Origin of the sequence: Sagittula sp. NFXS13 (assembly GCF_040148795.1) — a bacterium.
Lineage (GTDB): Bacteria > Pseudomonadota > Alphaproteobacteria > Rhodobacterales > Rhodobacteraceae > Sagittula > Sagittula marina.
On the sequence record NZ_JAGEMH010000003.1, the window covers coordinates 498,596 to 517,107 of the forward strand.

Here is an 18,512-nt window from a genome sequence, read left to right on the forward strand (position 1 = left end):
CTACTGCATGTGGATGCGACAGCGAAAAGGCGCGGTTGGGAGCCTTTTTTCTGCCATATTTGGTGGATTAACCCAGATTTTTGCGTGACGCCAAGGGCTAATCCCGGTAAACTCATCATTAACAGGCAGGCTACGTGCCTGGATGGGTGAGAAAACCAAGTCGATAAGAACACAGGCGGACAAACCATGGCACTGAACCTTTCCATGCCCGGACAGGATGAATTGAAGCCGCGCATCACGGTCTTTGGCGTGGGCGGGGCAGGCGGCAACGCCGTCAACAACATGATTGAAAAGCGGCTCGAAGGCGTCGACTTCGTTGTCGCCAACACGGACGCTCAAGCGCTCCAGCAAAGCCAGTCGCAAAGCCGCATCCAGCTGGGTGTGAAGGTTACCGAAGGTCTTGGTGCAGGGGCGCGCGCAAGCGTTGGCGCCGCAGCCGCTGAAGAGAGCATCGAGAGCATTGTGGATCATCTGGCGGGTGCACACATGTGCTTTATCACCGCCGGTATGGGCGGTGGAACCGGCACTGGCGCGGCCCCGATCATTGCTCAGGCAGCGCGTGAACTTGGCGTTCTAACCGTCGGTGTTGTCACGAAACCTTTTCAGTTCGAAGGCGCGAAACGCATGCGCCAAGCTGAGGAAGGTGTCGAGACGCTGCAAAAGATGGTCGACACGCTGATCATCATTCCCAACCAGAACCTTTTCCGTCTGGCCAATGAAAAGACGACCTTCACCGAGGCGTTCTCTTTGGCGGATGACGTCCTGTATCAGGGCGTGAAGGGTGTGACCGATCTGATGGTCCGTCCCGGCCTGATCAACCTCGACTTTGCCGACGTGCGCGCCGTCATGGACGAGATGGGCAAAGCCATGATGGGCACCGGTGAGGCAGAGGGCGAAGATCGCGCCATTCAGGCCGCCGAGAAGGCAATCGCGAACCCACTGTTGGACGAAATCTCGCTCAAAGGCGCGAAGGGTGTGCTGATCAATATCACGGGCGGCACTGACCTGACCCTGTTTGAACTGGACGAAGCGGCCAACCGCATCCGCGAAGAAGTGGATCAGGACGCCAACATCATCGTCGGCTCGACAATGGATGAAAGCCTTGGCGGTATGATGCGCGTGTCTGTCGTGGCCACCGGCATCGACGCGACGGACAACATCGCCGACACGCCTGTCCCGCGCCGTTCGCTGTCGCATCCGCTGCGTCAGCAGTCAGCCGCTGCTGAGGAGCCTGCTCCGGCGCCCGCCCCGAAGGCCCAGCCTGCCGTGGCGCAGAAGCCTGTACAGGAACCGCTGTTTGACGAAATGGAGTCCAACCGGTCCGCCTCTGACGACCACATGGACGACGTCTTCGAAGACGAGGCGCAGACCCCTGCACCGGTGCGTATGGATGACGACGGCCTGCCGCCGCCAGCCTACCAGCCACAGGTCGCGGATTTCCGTCCTCAGGCCGACATCGAAGCTGACCCGAACGATTTCGTCGCTCCGCGCAAGCCGGTCCCCGGTGAGCCGAGCCCTGCCGCTCTGGATCGCTTGAAGGCAGCCGCAGCCCGTACCCGTGACGAGCACGGCCAAGCACCTGGTGCCGCAGCAGATGCTGCTGCCGCTCAAGGTGAGGACAAGCCACGCTTCTCGGTGAATTCCCTGATCGGCCGCATGACTGGCCACGGCGGCGAGCAGCAGCAACCGGCGCAGCCCGCACGTCGTCAGCCTCCGATGCAGGGCCAACGCCCGGCACCTGCGCCCGCTCCGGAAGCGGACCCGGAGGAAGACCGTATCGAGATCCCGGCGTTCCTGCGTCGCCAGGCAAACTGAACGTACCGAACCTAAAGAAATCGTCTCGGGTAACCGAGATCCTCTTGGATGGCGCTCTCTGGAAAACAGGGGGCGCTTTTCCATTTCGGGAAGGGGCTTTTGTTTATGGATTGCGTCATTTCGTGCATGGTCTGCGGTGCTCAGGGGAATTTCAGGTCGTCAATCAGGCTTTCCAGTTTGCGACCCTTTCGGCCGGACACGTGTCCTCAAGACATCTCGCATGGCCAAGTGGTGTCGGATGAGCCATCTGTGAGTGGGTAGCTGCCCCGCTCGAATACGGCCAACTGGTCGCCTGAAACAGACATCTGTGTCACAGTCTTGTAGCAATTGTGATGGATGTCGTGTTTTGAGGACGGCGCGCCTCAAGCGGAAAAACACGATATATAAATTTATATCAATGGGTTGCATGTGCCTAAATGCGATTTGCGCGGGGCAGCGCCTATGGCCACTGGTAGATGTTTCACTCGGTTACAATCTTTGATTTGAGACCACCGCCCCCCATGCCCTATCTCTAACCTCAGAGCCGCACCCGTTTTCGGGAGGCGCGCAAAACGTTAGGATGATCTCGTGCAAAACACCTTGCGCTCCAGCGCCATCTTCGAAGGCACCGGTCTGCACTCAGGTGCAGCCGTGCGCATGATCATTCGTCCAGCGCCTGCGAACCATGGCGTGTGGTTTCGTCGAACCGATGTCGAAGTTGGCAACGGTTTGATTCCGGCGCGCTGGGACGTGGTCGAAACATCGCCCCTGTGCACGGAAATCGTTAACGGTGAAGGCGTGGCGGTCTCGACGATTGAACACGTCATGGCCGCGCTGGCCGGCTGCGGCGTACACAACGCATTGATCGAGATTGACGGGCCGGAGGCACCGATCCTGGATGGGTCGTCCGTTCCCTTCGTGCGCGGCATCCTTTCGGTCGGTCTTCGTCGTCAGAATGCGCGCATCCGGGCCATCGAGGTTCTCGACACCATCGAGGTGAAGACCCCATCCGGTTGGGCGCGCCTGTCGCCGTCGGCGGAGCCGTCGAACGGCCTTGAGATGTCCTTCGAGATTGAGTTCGCGGACGCTGCAATCGGTCGTCAGGAAAAGCGACTGAGCCTTGCCAATGGCACCTTCGTTCGCGAACTTTCCGACAGCCGCACATTTTGTCGCGCCTCCGACGTTGATGCGATGCGCGCCGCGGGCAAGGCCTTGGGCGGCACCTTTGAAAATGCAGTTGTTGTTGATGGCGACAAGGTCCTCAGCCCAGGTGGCCTGCGTCACGCGGATGAAGCTGTGCGCCACAAGATGCTGGACGCGTTGGGCGATCTTGCGCTCGCCGGTGCCCCGATCCTTGGCCTGTACGAGGGGCACAAGGCGGGTCATGCCATGACAAATGCCCTGTTGCGCGCCATGTTCGCCAAGCCGGGCGCATGGCGGTTGGTGACCTGTGACCCGATGACGGCCGCCAGCCTACCGGGCGCAGGCGTAGAGAGCGATGAGATCCCGCAAGTGGCCGTCGCCTGAAGCGGCTGGTCTTATTGCACGTCATGGCTGCGGCAACTTCTTGCGACCTTCATCTTCCCAATCCGCCAATAGGGCGTTTTGCCCGCCGAATTAGTATGCTAGACCCGGTCCAAAGATGGCTCGATGATCGCTTCCGCGTGAGGGCCGGGAAGAACAGAGGACGGTGGTGGTGATGACTGGGGGCAGATCGCGGGCTGTGGTGTTCGGGATGGGCATCGTTGTTCTGCTGTTGTCGGGCTGCGGTGAACTGCAGCGCAAAGGTGTGGGGCCGGACGGTGCGCCGTTGGAAACCTATACAGCTAAACAGATTTTTGAACGCGGCGAATACGAGATGTCGCGCAAGGATTGGGAAGACGGCGCATTTTACTTCGGTGAAATCGAGCGTCTCTATCCCTATTCCGAATGGGCCAAGCGTGCGCTGATCATGCAGGCCTACGCCTATCACAAGGATAAGGATTACGAGAACGCACGTTCATCGGCGCAGCGCTTTATCGACTTTTATCCTGCCGATGATGACGCGGCCTATGCGCAGTATCTCTTGGCGTTGTCATACTACGATCAGATCGAACTGGTGGGGCGTGATCAGGGGCTGACGTTCCAGGCGTTGCAGGCCCTGCGCGCCGTGATCGAACGCTATCCTGACAGCGAATATGCGCGCTCTTCGGTGCTGAAATTCGATCTGGCCTTCGATCACCTCGCCGGCAAGGAAATGGAAATCGGGCGCTACTACCTGAAGCGTCAGCACTACGGCGCGGCGATCTCGCGGTTCCGTGTCGTGGTCGAGGATTTCCAGACCACGACGCACACCCCAGAGGCGCTGCACCGCTTGGTGGAAAGCTACCTGTCGTTGGGCCTGCTGGAAGAAGCGCAGACCGCTGGCGCGGTGCTTGGCTACAACTACCAGTCTACGGAATGGTACGAAGACAGCTATGCGTTGCTGACCAAACAAGGCTTGGAGCCGAAAGCCTTCGACAGCAATTGGCTGGGCGCGGTTTACCGCCAGATGCTGAAAGGTGAGTGGCTCTGAGGGGGCGGCGGGGAGGCTCTCCCCGTCTTACGCTCCAGAGGCTCTTGGTGACCTATGCTGCGCGCGCTTGAAATTCGGGACATGCTTATCATCGACCGGCTGGAACTGGATTTCCGGCCCGGCCTGAACGTGCTCACTGGCGAGACAGGGGCGGGCAAGTCCATCCTGCTGGACTCCTTGGGCTTTGTTCTGGGGTGGCGCGGGCGGGCCGAACTGGTGCGCGCGGGCGCCGATCAGGGCGAGGTGATTGCCGTCTTCGATCTCGCTTCGGATCACGCCGCATGGGATGTTATGCGTGACGCGGGATTGCCCGTTGACGGCGAACTGATCCTGAGGCGCGTGAACACGGCGGACGGTCGCAAGACCGGTTGGGTCAATGATCGCCGTGTGTCCGGGGAGGTGTTGCGGCGACTGTCCGACACCTTGGTGGAACTGCACGGACAACATGACGACAAGGGTTTGCTGGATCCCAAAGGGCATCGCGCGATCCTTGATGAATACGCGGTCGCTGGACCGGCGCAAGAAGCTGTGCGGCTGGCGTGGCGCAAGGTCGGCGCGGCGCGCAAGGATCTGGCGCAAGCCCGTGAGGCCTTGGAAAAGGTGCGCGCAGAGGAAGATTTCCTGCGGCACGCTGTGGCGGAGCTGGAGGCCCTGTCTCCTGAGCCGGGCGAGGAGGCTGTGCTCGACACCCGCAGGCGGCAGATGCAGGCGGCGGAGAAAATCCGCGCCGATATCGCTCAGGCTTCATCGGCACTTGGATATGAGGGCGCCGAGGGGGCCATGTCTGGCGCGTTGCGCTGGCTGGAAGGGGCATCTGAAAAGGCCGACGGACGGCTGGATTCCCCGATCGAGGCCTTGGTGCGTGCCATGGCCGAATTGGATGAGGCCGCGCGCGGTGTGGCCGATTGTCTGGATGCGTTGGACTTCAATCCCTCCGAGCTCGAGGACACCGAGGAACGCCTGTTTGCGCTCAGGGGCTTGGCCCGTAAACATCAGGTGGCAGCGGACGATCTGGCAAGTTTGACAGAGGAACTTGGCGCGCGCCTCGCTGCGTTGGACGCGGGCGAGGCGCAGATTGGCGCGTTGGAAGCCGCGGTCAAAGATGCCGAAATCTCGTATACGGACGCGGCGAAATCCCTGACCGAACTGCGCCAGAAAGCAGCTGTACGCTTGGACAAAGGGGTGGCCTCAGAGCTTGAGCCGCTCAAGATGGGCCGAGCCGTGTTCCAGACCGAGGTTGCCGAAGCACCCGACGGGCCCGAGGGGCGAGATGCGGTGACGTTCCGCGTTGCCACCAACCCCGGTGCACCTGCCGGAGCATTGAATAAAATCGCGTCGGGCGGTGAATTGTCCCGATTTCTCCTGGCCCTGAAGGTCGCGCTTCACGAGGAAGCAGGGCAGGGCGTCACGATGATTTTTGACGAGATCGACCGTGGCGTGGGTGGCGCAACAGCGGATGCGGTGGGCCGTCGCCTCAAGGCTTTGGCCGACGCGGGACAGGTTCTTGTGGTGACGCACTCGCCGCAGGTGGCGGCTTTGGGCGCGCACCATTGGCGCGTTGCCAAGCGCGTCGAAGAGGGCATGACGCTTTCGGAAGTTGTTCCATTGGATGCGGATGAACGAGAGACGGAGCTCGCGCGCATGCTGTCCGGTGACACTGTGACCGACGCCGCGCGGGCCGCGGCGCGGGCCCTGTTGGCAGGATAGCTTGCCAAGGCCTTGACCCTGTTGCGTCTCCACCGGGGCGAAAGGTGGTGTACGGCTTAGGTCGTCACGTCAGCATGTCCCTTTGTCCTTGTACGACAGGCGCCCAGTGTTTGCACCAGCAGGACAAAGATCGCGACCTGGCCGGTGATGACGGCGGGCCAGATCTCTGCAAACGCCGGGTCGACGTATTTTTGCGGGCCAAGTGAGACCATTGCCAAAATTGCGGTGACGATACTCAGCCAAGCTGTGCCAGGGCGGCCGGCCATCATCCATGTTGCGCAACCGATGGCGATGACTGCGGTCAAGAACGGGCCCAGCGCGAACAGTGGAATGGTCAGCGGCGGGTGCGGTGCCGTTTCCGTGTATAGCGCAAACAGCATCAATAGGTGAATTGTCAGAAGTGTTGCGAGAGCGGCTCGGGTGGGCAGTGGATCGATCATGGAAAATACCTCGGTTGGAAAATCCGTAATTTAATGTACGCCTTGCTATATCCGTAATCGTGTGTACGGTTTTGAGTCAACACCTAATTGGAAATCGGATGCCGCATGACCCCGGACGAAAAAGAAGCCCGCGAAAAACAAATTGCCGATGCCGCCTATGATTTGCTGAAAGAAAAGGGGTTTGGCGGCATGTCGATGCTGGCTGTCGCGCGCAAAGCCAAGGCATCGAACGAGACACTCTATCGTTGGTACGGTGATAAATCGGGCCTTTTTGCCATGCTGATCGCGCGCAATGTTGACGCGATCTCCGACCGTCTGGATCAGGTCACGCAGGCGCGCGATGAGGCCGCGTTGATAGAGCTTGGGGCCTTGCTCTTGGAATTGCTCTTGTCTCCGCGTGCCATCGAATTGAACCGCGCCGCCGCCGCCGATCCCAAAAACCAGCTCGGCGCTATTTTGGCAGAGGGTGGACGTGGCCGCGTGTTCCCGCGGGTGTTGCTCTTTTTTGAAGGTTTGCGCGCCGAAGGGCTGGTTCGGCAGAAGGCACAGGATGCGGCTTCGCTGTGGCTTGACCTGCTTGTTGGCGATGTGCCTTTGCGCTGCGTGACAGGGGCCTTGAAGCCGCCAGGGGCAGATGCGCGCCACACCCGCGCCACACTGGCCGCAACGCGGGTGCTGATTTTATGTGGATAAACGCTAGCTTCCCGGCACAAGCTTGCCTGGGTTGAGAATGCCTTGGGGGTCCATCGTTGCTTTCAACGCCCCCATGACCTGCCAGCCGTGACCATGTTCCGCCTGCATGTAATCTTTTTTGCCAAGGCCGACGCCATGTTCGCCAGTGCAGGTGCCGCCAAGCCGTAGCGCCCGCTCTGCCATGCGCGCTGACAGGGCCTTTGCTATGTCAATTTCGGTCGGAACATCCGGATCGATCAACAGGATCGCATGAAAATTCCCGTCGCCCACATGACCGAGGATCGGGCCGGGGATGCCAGAGGCAGCAATATCGTCCTGGGTTTCCTCGACGGCGCGGGCAAGTTGGCTGATCGGGACGCAGATATCGGTGACAAGCCCACGTGCGCCGGGGCGCGAGGCGAGGATTGCGTAATAGCCATTGTGGCGCATCGCCCAGAGCGCAGTGCGCTCCTCCGCCCGCGCGGACCACTGGAAATCGGTGCCGTCGTGATCTGCCACGATCTCGGCAAAGCGGGCAGCGTCCTGGGCGATGCTTTCGGGGGAGCCATGAAATTCCACCATCAGATGCGGCAGCGGCGCCATGTCCATTCCGGCATAGGTGTTGAAAGCCCGTGCGGTGTCGGCGCACGCGAATTCGATGCGCGCCATGGGAATGCCCATCTGGATCGTTTCCATCACGGCATTTGCGGCGGTGTGCATGTCCGGAAAGGCGCAGATCCCGGCGGAGATCGATTCCGGTATCCCATGCAGGCGCAGCGTGATCTCGGTAACGAGGGCCAGAGTGCCCTCTGATCCGACCAGCAGGGCCGTCAGATCATAACCGGCGGCAGACTTTCGCGCGCGCGTGCCTGTGCGGATCACCGTGCCATCGGCCAGAACGGCCTCGAACCCCAGAACGTTGTCACGCATCGACCCGTAGCGCACCGTCGTCGTACCAGAGGCGCGGGTCATGGCCATCCCACCAAGTGAGGCATTGGCCCCCGGATCCACCGGAAAAAACAGGCCCGTCGCGCGCAGCTCCTCGTTCAGGGACTCGCGCGTCACGCCGGGTTGGACCGTGACATCCATATCCTCGGCCCGGATATTGAGCACACGGTTCATGCGTGCAAAGTCAACGATGATGCCGCCACGCACGGCTTGCGCCTGCGCTTCGAGCGATGTGCCCGCGCCCCATCCGACCATAGGCACATCGTATTTGGCACAGACCTTTACGATCTGCGCCACCTCTGCTGTGCTCTCGGGGTAGGCCACTGCATCCGGCGGCGCAGGGGGGAAATGGCTTTCGGATTGAGCGTGCGCATCGAGATCGGGCTTGGACCTGCTGAAACGTTCGCCTAGGAACAGCTGCAAGTCGTCAAGCGCCTGGGCGAGGGACATAGTAAGGCTCCGATTTTTCACGCAGTTACCTTATCTAAGGGTCTGACGGGGTTAAAGTCGCGGTGAAAGAGGAGACAATCGTGCGAGGTGTGTTCCGGCAACACTGGGAAACCATCCAGAGCGACCTGAATCGCGGCTGGGACATGGTTCGACATCGCGGACCGGGGCAGCTGAGCTTTTGGTTCATTGCCTTGCTCCTGGGGGTTGTCGCCGGACTGGGGGCCATCGGATTTCGTTTCGCTGTGGAGGTGCTGCAAGCGGCGCTTTATGGCACGGAAGATGTTAACATGTTGGCAAGCTGGGCCGGGGAACTGCACTGGGCTTTGGTTCTCCTGATCCCTGTGTGCGGCGGTGTTGTCGTCGGTTTGATCTTGCAGAGGTTCACGCCTGATGGGCGGGTCCGCTCCGTGGGAGACGTCATAGAGGGCGCGGCTTTGAACGATGGCCGCGTGGAACGGCGCGCGGGCGTGGCAAGCGTGCTTTGTTCGTGGATCACCTTGTCCACGGGCGGCAGCACGGGGCGGGAAGGGCCCGTGGTGCATATGGCCGCCCTGGCCTCGACCTGGATGGCGAACCGCCTTGGGGTGGACGGGATCACCGGGCGCGATCTTCTAGGTTGTGCGGTCGCGGCGGCAGTCTCCGCCTCCTTCAACGCGCCTATCGCCGGTGCGCTTTTTGCGCTGGAAGTGGTGCTGCGTCACTTCGCGCTGCACGCCTTTGCACCGATCGTCGTGGCCAGCGCGGCGGGAACCGTGGTCAATCGGCTGGTCTACGGTGACGTAACGGAATTTATCTTGCCGGGCACCACGACTGTGGAATTCTACCTCGAACTGCCGGCGTTTTTCCTGTTGGGGCTGGTGTGTGGAATCATCGCCGTTGCCATGATGCGGGCGATCTTCTTTGCCGACGATGTGGAGACAGAGCTGCAAAAGCGTCTTGGCCTGCCACGTTGGCTGCGGCCTGCGGTGGCGGGGCTGTTGCTGGGTGCCTTGGCGATCTGGTTTCCGCATATCATTGGCGTCGGATACGAGACCACGAGCCTGGCCCTGTCAGGCCAGCTTTTGATGTGGGAGGCTCTGGTCTTTGCGATCATAAAGGTCATCGCCGTGTCCATCACGATCGCGGGTCGTATGGGGGGCGGCATCTTTTCCCCGTCTTTGATGGTGGGCGCGCTGACCGGTCTGACCTTCGGCCACCTGGCGACAGCGCTGGTGCCGGAGGCTTCCTCCGCCTTTACCCTCTACGCACTGGCGGGCATGGGCGCCGTGGCGGCGGCGGTTCTGGGAGCGCCGATTTCCACCACGCTGATCGTGTTTGAACTGACCGGGGACTGGCAGACCGGATTGGCGGTGATGATCTCTGTCTCCATGTCGACCGCGCTGGCCAGCCGCGTGGTGCATCGGTCGTTCTTCCTCACGCAGTTGGAGCGGCGCAAGGTCGCACTGGCCGCCGGGCCACAAGCCTACCTCTTGGGGATGTTCCGGGTGAAAGGGGTCATGCGCAAACCAACGGACGAGGGCGCAGCGGACGAGGATGTCTGCCTCGAAATGGTAGAGCAGGGGCTGTACGTCCAGTTGAACGCGACGTTGAAAACCGCTTTGCCGCTGCTCGACAGTTCGACAAAGCCTTTCCTGCCCGTGGTGACGATGGAGGACGGGCAGCCGGTTCTGCAAGGCGCCCTGTTCCACGTGGACGCCTTGAAGGCCTATAACCGGGCGTTGGCGGCCACGGCCGAGGAAGAGCATTCCTAAGCCCGCCGCGCATCCCTTCAGCGGCTGCCGCGTCCCAATTCCCGCACCACGCAGCTTTCGAGGTTGTCTCCGGAGAAGGCACATTCCGCCAGAATGCGCGGCAGATCCTCAGGCGTGACACGCAAAACGTTGCGATCATTGCGGTTCCGTTCGTCGCGTTGGCGCGGCCAGTCCTGCCGCCGATCATCGGCGCTCGGAACGGCACGGGGCGGCCGCGTCTCAGACAGATAATCTACGTGCGCAAACCCCACTTCGCCGGTGTCGCTGCGCAGCAGTTTCCATGTCTCGGTGCCACCTTCCAGCAGTTCGACACGGGAGCGATGGTCCATCGTCTCGCGGATGTCATAAGACGTGCCGGGGCCTGCGCGCAGGTTCAATCCGCCATACTGGGGCGCGTCGACCCAAAGTGTGTCCACCACACGACCGGCCGTCGGCGGATCCGTGGGGCGCGTGCGCGGCGGTTGCAGCTGGTCAGGGGGCGTGGCGGACAGGTAGGTGCCATACACATATCCGGTCCATCCGCTTTCGGCGCGCACACGTCGCCACGGGGCGCTGCCGCCCAAGATGACGACCTGATCGCCGTGAGCGAGTTGATCCAGAATGTTGTAGTTCGTGCCGGGACCGCTGCGCAGGTTCAACGCCCCCGCAGAGGGGGAATTGACGTAAAGCGTCTCGCGACCAGAGGCGTCGCGGTCAAATCCACCCGCGGTCGTGGTGCGGCCAGCACTGCGTGTGGGCGTGTTGGTCACCGTATCACGCCGGGCACTGCGCGCGTCATCAGAGGCATCTCTGCGGATCCAGTCCGGGCGGTCGGCACTGCGGCGCAGCGTGTTTTCGGCCTCCTGCTCCGGGTCCTCCAGCTTGGACCTCGGGATCCAGCCGGTCGCGCCGGAGGGGCCGCGCACTTCCACCCACATGCCCGCAGGATCGTCGGACAGGATGTCCACCACGGTGCCGTCACGCAGCAGCCGCTCTATGTCAAACGCCGCTGCCGGGCCGTTGCGCATCTCCACCGTGGTGCCACGGGGCGTGTCTACGACGCCCTGTGCGGCCAGGGCTGGCAGCGCGCAAACACTGAGTACGATGGACATGAAAAAGGGCAGACGCAGAGACATCAAATATCCTTTCGGCTTGAAACGATGCGCAACACTAGGGGGCAGGTGGTTTGCTATTCAATAACGGCCGGGAAAAAGAGCTTAACAGCGCGGGTTTTCCGCTGATCCGGCGTGTGGCCAAAGAAAAAGCCTCGATCACGCGGATCGAGGCTTTTGGGCCGTTGAAAGCCGTAGGACCTCAGACCTGTTCGACAGCCACGCCGTCCTGAACGTGAAAGGCGAGGTATCCCTTGATCTCTGCGACCTCTTCCTTGGGGCTCTCGTAGGACCAGACCGCGTTTTCGTAGGTCCGCGACTTGGACATGATCGAGAAGTAAGAAGCTTCGCCCTTGTGCGGGCAGGTTTCCTTGTGGTCCGTGGCGTCAAAGAACGCCATGCCAAGGTCTTCGCGCGGAAAATAGATGATCGGAGGCAGATCGCCCTCGACCAGCTCCAGCGCACGGGACGATTCGCCCAGCACGGCGCCACCGGCGCGAACAACCCAAGTGCCCACGGCAGGTGTAATGGTGATGTGCTTGGTCATAGTCATGATCTCCCTGAGTGACGTGCCCGGTGAAATGGTCAGGTGGCGGCAGTGAGATCCCGCCGTCCCCTCACTCCTGACCAACTGGCCGGGTATTGTGACATAGACATGTCAGAGGGGGGCACATGCAACCCTTAACCAGTCTTCTGCGGCATCTTCGACATGCGGAAGGAGCGTATCCAGCACTCTCTGATGATAGCCGTCGAGCCAGATTTTCTCTGCGTCGAGCAGCAATTCCGGCACGATCAGGCGGCGGTCGATGGGCACCAGCGTCAGCGTTTCAAAGCGGTACATCTGTGGGACGCTCTGGCGCGGCAGGGCGGGGGCCTCTTCGACAATGATGAGGTTTTCAATGCGAATGCCGTATTCTCCCTCGCGGTAGAACCCCGGTTCGTTGGACAGGATCATGCCTGGCTCCAGCGGGACGCGCCCCTTGGGCGAAATGCTCGTCGGCCCTTCGTGCACGCAAAGATAGGCGCCGACGCCGTGGCCCGTGCCGTGGCCATAATCGAGGCCCGCCTCCCACAGGCTGTGACGCGCGAGCACATCGATATCCGACCCGGACCGCCCCTTGGGAAAGCGCAGGCGGGACAGGGTGATCATGCCTTTCAACACGCGGGTAAAGGCATCCCGGTGTTCCTCTGTAGGCTCGCCGATGGCAATCGTGCGGGTGATGTCGGTCGTGCCGTCGACATATTGGCCCCCGGAATCCACCAGCAACAGCTCACCTTCTTTGACGGCGCGGTCGGTGGCCTCCGTCACGCGGTAATGCACGATTGCGCCATGCTCTCCCGCACCGCAAATCGTGTCAAAGGAGATGTCGCGCAGCGCGTTGGTCTCCGCCCGAAAGGCTTCGAGTTGCTTCACCACGGCGATCTCGGTCAGCGTGCCGGGCGCCTGGGCATCAAGCCAAGCGAGAAACCGCACCATCGCTGTGGCGTCGCGCAGATGGGCGTTGCGGCTGCCCTCCAGTTCCGCCGGGTTCTTTTGCGCCTTGGGCATGATGCACGGATCGCGACCCTCGACCGGATTGGCCAAGGCATCAACCACTGCAACGGGACAGGACTCCGGGTCAATGCGCACGGGGTCGGTCAGCGCGGCAAGTGCGGGCAGAAACGCTTCCACCGGCATCAGGCGCACGCTGTAGCCCAAGTGATCGCGAATGCCATCGGTTTTCGCCGGGTCCATGAACAAATCCACCCGCGCATCGGCATGTAGTATGGCAAAGCCATGCGCCACCGGATTGCGCGGGATGTCCCCGCCGCGGATGTTCAGAAGCCAGGCAATCGAATCCGGCAGGGTGATGACAGCCGCAGACTGCGGCGCGATGTCTTTGGCCAGCCGGGCGATCTTGTCCATGTGGGATTCGCCCGCCAGCTCCATCGGGTGCACAAAGGCGGCAGCCATCGGCGGCGCAGGCTGATCCTCCCACAAGGCATCGATCAGGTTGTCCGTGGCGCGCAGCTCGACCTCTGGCAGGTTCTTTTCCAGTTCCTTTTTCTGGCTGACCGTCAACAGCCATGGATCATAGGCAAGTGCCCCCTGCGGCAGCGCCTTCGAAAGCCAGTCGGACAGCGAAATACCCGGCCAGTCGACTTTCTCAAACACATCGGCGGTTTGCGCCTTCACCTGCACGGTGTAGCGGCTGTCGGTGAATATCGCGGCGCGGTCGCGCAGCGCGATTGCCCAGCCCGCAGACCCTGTAAACCCTGTCAGCCATGCCAGGCGGTCGTCATGGGCGGCGACATATTCGCCTTGATGCGCGTCAGCGCGCGGGATGAGAAATCCGTCAAAGCCACGGTCGGCGAGCAGATCCTGAAGGGCGCTGAGGCGGGCCGGTCCCTGCGCGGGAGAGGCCGTTTCGGTAAAGCTCTGGAACATTGATATCTCCTTTGGCGCGCAGAGTATCTGGCCTGCAGGCGAGGGCAAGAAGATGCCGACGCCTGAGGTCTCGGTAAAGATGTTTTGACTTCCCCTGTCCGCTGCCGCGTAAAGGTCATAGATAACGTGCAGCGCCGATGGGCGTGGCCAGGCAGGAGACCGTCGATGACAGCGGATGCAAAGAAAATCGTGGATGCGGTCCTCGAAACAACCGGGCAGGCGCTGTTGCAGGGCGACTTCGAGACCTACGCCCGACACTTCCTGTTGCCCGCGCGGTTTGAAACCTTCGATGGTCACCACAGTGTCATCACATCAGCGGAGCTGGCCGCCATGTTTGCCGCGATCCGCGATCACTACGCGCAGATTGGTCTGAAGGATCTGGTCCGCAGCTGCGTTTCTGCCGAAATGCAGCCCGATGGCAGCATCAAGGCCACACATGAGACGCGTATGATCTGCCACGGCAATGTGCTGCACCGCGCAGCGTATCCCGTGATGGGAACCTACATACACAAAGACGGCGTCTGGCAGATCAATGCCTGTCAACACGCGGTCTCCGGCACTTCGCCCTATGGTCGTGCCTTGATGGGGCAGGCGGCGGCCTGAAGGCCCACCGCCACTCCGATCACGCGACGCGGTTCACGCCCATGAACCGCGCGCGGGCGCGTGGATCACTGTCGAACAGAGAGGCCAACTGTTCCGTCATGGCCCCCGCCAATTGTTCCACATCGGTGATCGTGACCGCGCGGTCATAATAGCGTGTCACGTCGTGTCCGATGCCAATGGCAAGCAGTTCGACCTGACGCCGCTTTTCCACCATGGCGATGACATCGCGCAGGTGTTTTTCCAGATAGTTCGCCGGGTTCACGGACAGCGTGGAATCATCGACCGGCGCACCGTCCGAAATCACCATCAGGATCTTGCGCGCCTCGGGGCGTCCCACCATGCGCCGGTGCGCCCATTCCAGCGCCTCGCCGTCGATGTTCTCCTTCAGCAGGCCTTCCTTCATCATCAGGCCAAGGTTGTCGCGGGTGCGCCGCCAAGGCGCATCAGCTTGCTTGTAGATGATGTGGCGCAGATCGTTCAGACGGCCGGGTTGCTGCTCGCGTCCGGCGTTCAGCCATTCCTCGCGCGCCAGCCCGCCCTTCCAGGCGCGTGTGGTAAAGCCGAGGATCTCGACCTTCACGTTGCAGCGCTCCAGCGTGCGGGCCAGAACATCCGCACAAATCGCCGCGATGGAGATCGGGCGCCCGCGCATGGAGCCGGAGTTGTCCAGCAACAAGGTCACGACGGTGTCGCGGAATTCCATATCCTTTTCGACCTTGAACGACAGCGGCGTCGTCGGGTTCGCCACCACGCGCGCCAGCCGACCGGCGTCAAGAACGCCCTCTTCCTTGTCGAACTCCCAAGACCGGTTCTGCTGCGCCTGCAGGCGGCGTTGCAGCTTGTTGGCCAAACGGCTCACCGCACCCTTGAGGGGCTCCAGCTGTTGATCGAGGTAGGCCCGCAGCCGCTCCAGCTCGATCGGCTCGGCAAGGTCTTCGGCGGCGATTTCCTCGTCGTTTTCCGTCGAGTAGACGCGGTAATCCGGATCGGCGTCGGAAATTGGCTGCGGCGAGGGCGGATCCATCGGGGCGTCGCCCTCGGGCAATTCCGCCTCGTCTCCCAGCTCCTGGTCGGCCATGTCGTCCATGCTGACCTGCGCCTGAGAGGGATCTTGCGTTTCCTCCTGGCTTTGCTCCGGCGAGGCTTCGGATTCTTCACCCTCGTCCTCATCATTGCCGTTGGAATCGGGCTGTTCCTCTTCGTCCTGCCCATCCTGCTCGCCGTCGTCGTCGGCGTCGTCATCCATATTGTCAGGATCATCACCAAGCTGATCGCCATAGCCCAGGTCGGTGATCATCTTGCGCGCGAACTTGGCAAAGGCCGACTGGTCGGACAGCACGGTCTCCACGTCTGACAATGTGCCGGCAGCCTGTTCCTCGACGAAACCGCGCCAAAGCTCCATGACGTTGGCCGCATCGGGCGGCAGGTCGCGGCCCGTGGCCAGATGGCGGATCAGATAGCCGGCGGCAACGGGAAGGGGCGCCTCCGCCCGGTCGCGAATTTGACCGTAGCCGCGGCGCGCGGCCTCATGGCCGATCTTGGCGTCCACATTGCCGGCAGTCCCGGGCATGTCGCGTGCGCCCATGGCTTCGCAGCGCGCGGTTTCCATGGCGTCGTACAGCTCGCGGGCCATATCGCCTTGCGGCAGGTAGCGCGCATGGGTGGGCGCATCGTGATAGCGCCGGTGCAACGCGAGGGCGTCCGCCGTGCCGCGGGCCAGCAGCACCTCGTCTCGGGTCATGCGGCGCGATACCTGCGGCAGACGCATGGCATCGCCCGACACGCCGGCAGGGTCCACCGTATAGCTGACCGACAGATCGGGATCGTCGGCCATGACCTTGGTGGCCTCGGCAAGGGCCTTCTTGAACGGATCGGCGGGGTTGTCGCTGGGCTTGCTCATGGTTGCAGATTTGAACCCTGCGGACGGTCTTGGCAAGGGGGCGCGTGGCAGCGATGTTCAGGAGTGTGCGGTTCGACTGCCAATCATGAGGCTGTCACAAGCCCGAAGGTTGCGTCGGATCTGTCCCTTGGCAATGCGATTGCGGCGCGGGTCACTGTCGAAGTCCGCGTTGCGAAACAAATTGCGCATCTGGCTGCGGGCGCGGACACGCGACTGCATCAACGCCACCTTGTAGCTTCGGTTCTCCACCTGTTCTGCCAGAAGGGCGTTCATCATTGCGGCGAGCATGTCACGTCGCAGGCGTGCGGCGTCGTTTTCCGTTGCGACGAGGCGGCTGTGTTCGACGACGGCAGTGTAAAATCCATGACACGCCGCCAGATTGAGCGCGCCCTCAGGCGGCGGCGGACCGGTCGCCGCACTGGCCATACCGGGCATCAAGGCCAGGAACAACGGCGCGAGCCGGGGGAAGGGGCGCGGATATGTCATGGCTTCAAAGGTTAGCAGAGACCTGTGAACGATAGGTTGCCACATCGCACAGCCGCCACACCAAACAGCGCTGTCCCATGCCGCAGCATCATGCCAGCCCGCTTTCTTGGCGGCGTTCCGGTCGCTAGGGCGGTAAACCTTCGCCTCTGGCGGGATCGTTCGCCCTGCCACATAGAGCCTCGGAACCACGGCCATTTTCGGAGAAAACTGTTACCGAGACCGGCCAGGCATTCATCCTTTCAAAATAAACTAAAAGTTTATGTAAAAGCGAAGCATTAACCTTTGCGTCATACTTACCGGATGTAACGAGAGGATCTTGGACATGTCGATACATCCGGGAAGTATGCGTCAGGCTCCCGAGCCGAAGGTCAGCAAGAGGATGCTGAAGATCGGTGGACCAAGCGTCGACCGCGTCAAGGCGATGCTGAGAAAGCTGTCCGGTGTGGGCACAGACGTGCAAAATATGGGCGGCTTTTTAGACGGGATGGAAGCGCGGCTGGAGCGGATCGAAGCGGAGGCGCGCGTCCTCATGCAGCAAGCCGAGCTCGGGATGCGCAGCGCCTACGACCGTGGCGATGACACCCGCTGAAATGCGAAACGCGCGCCCTGTTGGACGCGCGTTGTATCGGGTGCTGTCTACCGGAGTTAACCCAGGCTGATCGACGCAGCGCTTTCCGGCAGCTCTTCGTCAAAGCAACGCTGGTAAAACTCCGCCACGGTCTGGCGCTCCAGCTCGTCACATTTGTTCAGGAACGAAACGCGGAAGGCGTAGCCCATGTTGCGGAAAATTTCCGCGTTGGTGGCCCAGGCGATCACGGTCCGTGGCGACATCACGGTGGACAATTCACCATTCATGAAGGCGCGGCGGGTAAAGTCCGCGACGGTCACCATCTGCCGCACGGTCTTGCGACCCTTTTCATTGTTATAGTGCGGGGCCTTGGACAGGATGATCGCGGTTTCGGCGTCGATGCTGAGGTAGTTCAGCGTCGCCACCAGCGACCAGCGGTCCATCTGACCTTGGTTGATCTGCTGCGTACCGTGGTAGAGGCCGGTGGTGTCGCCGAGGCCGACGGTGTTGGCTGTGGCGAAAATACGGAAGTACTTGTGCGGGGTGATGACCTGGTTTTGATCGAGCAGCGTCAGCTTGCCGTCTGTTTCCAGAACCCGCTGGATAACGAACATCACGTCTGCGCGACCGGCATCGTATTCGTCGAACACAATCGCTGTCGGGTTGCGCAGCGCCCAAGGCAGAATGCCTTCCTGGAATTGCGTCACCTGCTTGCCGTCGACCAGTTTGATGGCATCCTTGCCGATAAGGTCGATCCGGGAAATGTGGCTGTCGAGGTTCACGCGCACAGCCGGCCAGTTCAACCGCGAGGCCACCTGTTCGATGTGCGTCGACTTGCCGGTGCCGTGGTAGCCCTGGATCATCACACGGCGGTTGCGATTGAACCCCGCAAGGATGGCCAGCGTGGTGTCTGGGTCAAACTTGTAAGTGGAATCAATGTCCGGCACGCGGTCGGTGCGATCCGGAAAGCCATGCACGACCATATCGGAGTCGATGCCAAAGACTTCGCGCACCGAGATTTCCTCGGTCGGTTTCGCGTTGATATCGATCGTGCCGTCCGCCATGGTGCCCGTGTCCTCTGATCCATTGTCTTGCACGCGTTGGTGCAACATATCGCGAG

The 18,512-nt window shown here is 61.6% G+C and carries 16 protein-coding genes; 8 read left to right on the forward strand and 8 right to left on the reverse strand.

The window, feature by feature from the left end:
- Positions 1-186: 186 nt before the first annotated feature.
- The 4 genes from ftsZ (at position 187) to recN (ending at position 6,055) form a co-directional block, all read left to right on the forward strand.
- The gene (gene ftsZ, locus J4E08_RS10290; RefSeq protein WP_183963131.1) at positions 187-1,815 is read left to right on the forward strand and encodes a cell division protein FtsZ; all 1,629 of its coding nucleotides are present in this window, start codon (positions 187-189) and stop codon (positions 1,813-1,815) included.
- Positions 1,816-2,382: 567 nt separating this feature from the next.
- Entirely contained in the window at positions 2,383-3,321 is a 939-nt protein-coding gene (gene lpxC, locus J4E08_RS10295; protein ID WP_349538388.1) for a UDP-3-O-acyl-N-acetylglucosamine deacetylase, read from the forward strand.
- A gap of 172 nt (positions 3,322-3,493) precedes the next feature.
- Complete coding sequence (locus J4E08_RS10300; RefSeq protein ID WP_183963127.1) at positions 3,494-4,348, forward strand: outer membrane protein assembly factor BamD; 855 nt, start codon at positions 3,494-3,496, stop codon at positions 4,346-4,348.
- Between the two features lie 54 nt (positions 4,349-4,402).
- Positions 4,403-6,055 (forward strand): DNA repair protein RecN, encoded by a 1,653-nt coding sequence (gene recN, locus J4E08_RS10305; protein ID WP_349538389.1) that lies wholly within the window; start codon positions 4,403-4,405, stop codon positions 6,053-6,055.
- A gap of 56 nt (positions 6,056-6,111) precedes the next feature.
- Here the strand turns inward: recN and J4E08_RS10310 are convergent, their stop codons facing one another.
- Entirely contained in the window at positions 6,112-6,495 is a 384-nt protein-coding gene (locus J4E08_RS10310) for a hypothetical protein (RefSeq protein ID WP_349538390.1), read from the reverse strand.
- 105 nt (positions 6,496-6,600) lie between these two features.
- Between J4E08_RS10310 and J4E08_RS10315 the strand changes: the two genes are divergently transcribed.
- On the forward strand, positions 6,601-7,188 hold the full coding sequence (locus tag J4E08_RS10315) for a TetR/AcrR family transcriptional regulator (RefSeq protein ID WP_349538391.1): 588 nt from the start codon (positions 6,601-6,603) through the stop codon (positions 7,186-7,188).
- A 3-nt stretch (positions 7,189-7,191) separates the two neighbouring features.
- Here the strand turns inward: J4E08_RS10315 and J4E08_RS10320 are convergent, their stop codons facing one another.
- Positions 7,192-8,565, reverse strand: coding sequence for an FAD-binding oxidoreductase (locus tag J4E08_RS10320; RefSeq protein WP_349538392.1), 1,374 nt, complete (start codon positions 8,563-8,565; stop codon positions 7,192-7,194).
- 143 nt (positions 8,566-8,708) lie between these two features.
- On the opposite strand from J4E08_RS10320, the gene J4E08_RS10325 reads away from it, so the two are divergent.
- Positions 8,709-10,316, forward strand: coding sequence for a chloride channel protein (locus J4E08_RS10325; protein ID WP_349538493.1), 1,608 nt, complete (start codon positions 8,709-8,711; stop codon positions 10,314-10,316).
- Between the two features lie 17 nt (positions 10,317-10,333).
- On the opposite strand, the gene J4E08_RS10330 is transcribed toward J4E08_RS10325, so the two are convergent.
- The 3 genes from J4E08_RS10330 to J4E08_RS10340 all read right to left on the reverse strand — a co-directional run bounded on the left by J4E08_RS10330 (position 10,334) and on the right by J4E08_RS10340 (position 13,835).
- Complete coding sequence (locus J4E08_RS10330) at positions 10,334-11,431, reverse strand: SH3 domain-containing protein (RefSeq protein WP_349538393.1); 1,098 nt, start codon at positions 11,429-11,431, stop codon at positions 10,334-10,336.
- 178 nt (positions 11,432-11,609) lie between these two features.
- Positions 11,610-11,954: a DUF427 domain-containing protein gene (locus tag J4E08_RS10335; RefSeq protein WP_183963115.1), complete on the reverse strand. Its 345-nt coding sequence runs from the start codon at positions 11,952-11,954 to the stop codon at positions 11,610-11,612.
- A 111-nt stretch (positions 11,955-12,065) separates the two neighbouring features.
- Entirely contained in the window at positions 12,066-13,835 is a 1,770-nt protein-coding gene (locus tag J4E08_RS10340; protein WP_349538394.1) for an aminopeptidase P family protein, read from the reverse strand.
- 165 nt (positions 13,836-14,000) lie between these two features.
- Here J4E08_RS10340 and J4E08_RS10345 point away from each other — a divergent pair, with 165 nt between their 5' ends.
- Entirely contained in the window at positions 14,001-14,438 is a 438-nt protein-coding gene (locus J4E08_RS10345) for a hypothetical protein (protein ID WP_349538395.1), read from the forward strand.
- Between the two features lie 19 nt (positions 14,439-14,457).
- On the opposite strand, the gene cobT is transcribed toward J4E08_RS10345, so the two are convergent.
- A complete protein-coding gene (gene cobT / locus J4E08_RS10350) occupies positions 14,458-16,338 on the reverse strand; it encodes a cobaltochelatase subunit CobT (protein ID WP_349538396.1) in 1,881 nt (626 codons plus the stop codon).
- A 57-nt stretch (positions 16,339-16,395) separates the two neighbouring features.
- Complete coding sequence (locus J4E08_RS10355) at positions 16,396-16,824, reverse strand: hypothetical protein (RefSeq protein ID WP_349538397.1); 429 nt, start codon at positions 16,822-16,824, stop codon at positions 16,396-16,398.
- A 322-nt stretch (positions 16,825-17,146) separates the two neighbouring features.
- Between J4E08_RS10355 and J4E08_RS10360 the strand changes: the two genes are divergently transcribed.
- A complete protein-coding gene (locus J4E08_RS10360; protein ID WP_349538398.1) occupies positions 17,147-17,413 on the forward strand; it encodes a hypothetical protein in 267 nt (88 codons plus the stop codon).
- A 56-nt stretch (positions 17,414-17,469) separates the two neighbouring features.
- Here J4E08_RS10360 and cobS read toward each other — a convergent pair whose 3' ends face one another.
- Complete coding sequence (gene cobS, locus J4E08_RS10365; RefSeq protein WP_183963097.1) at positions 17,470-18,456, reverse strand: cobaltochelatase subunit CobS; 987 nt, start codon at positions 18,454-18,456, stop codon at positions 17,470-17,472.
- Between the last annotated feature and the right edge of the window lie 56 nt (positions 18,457-18,512).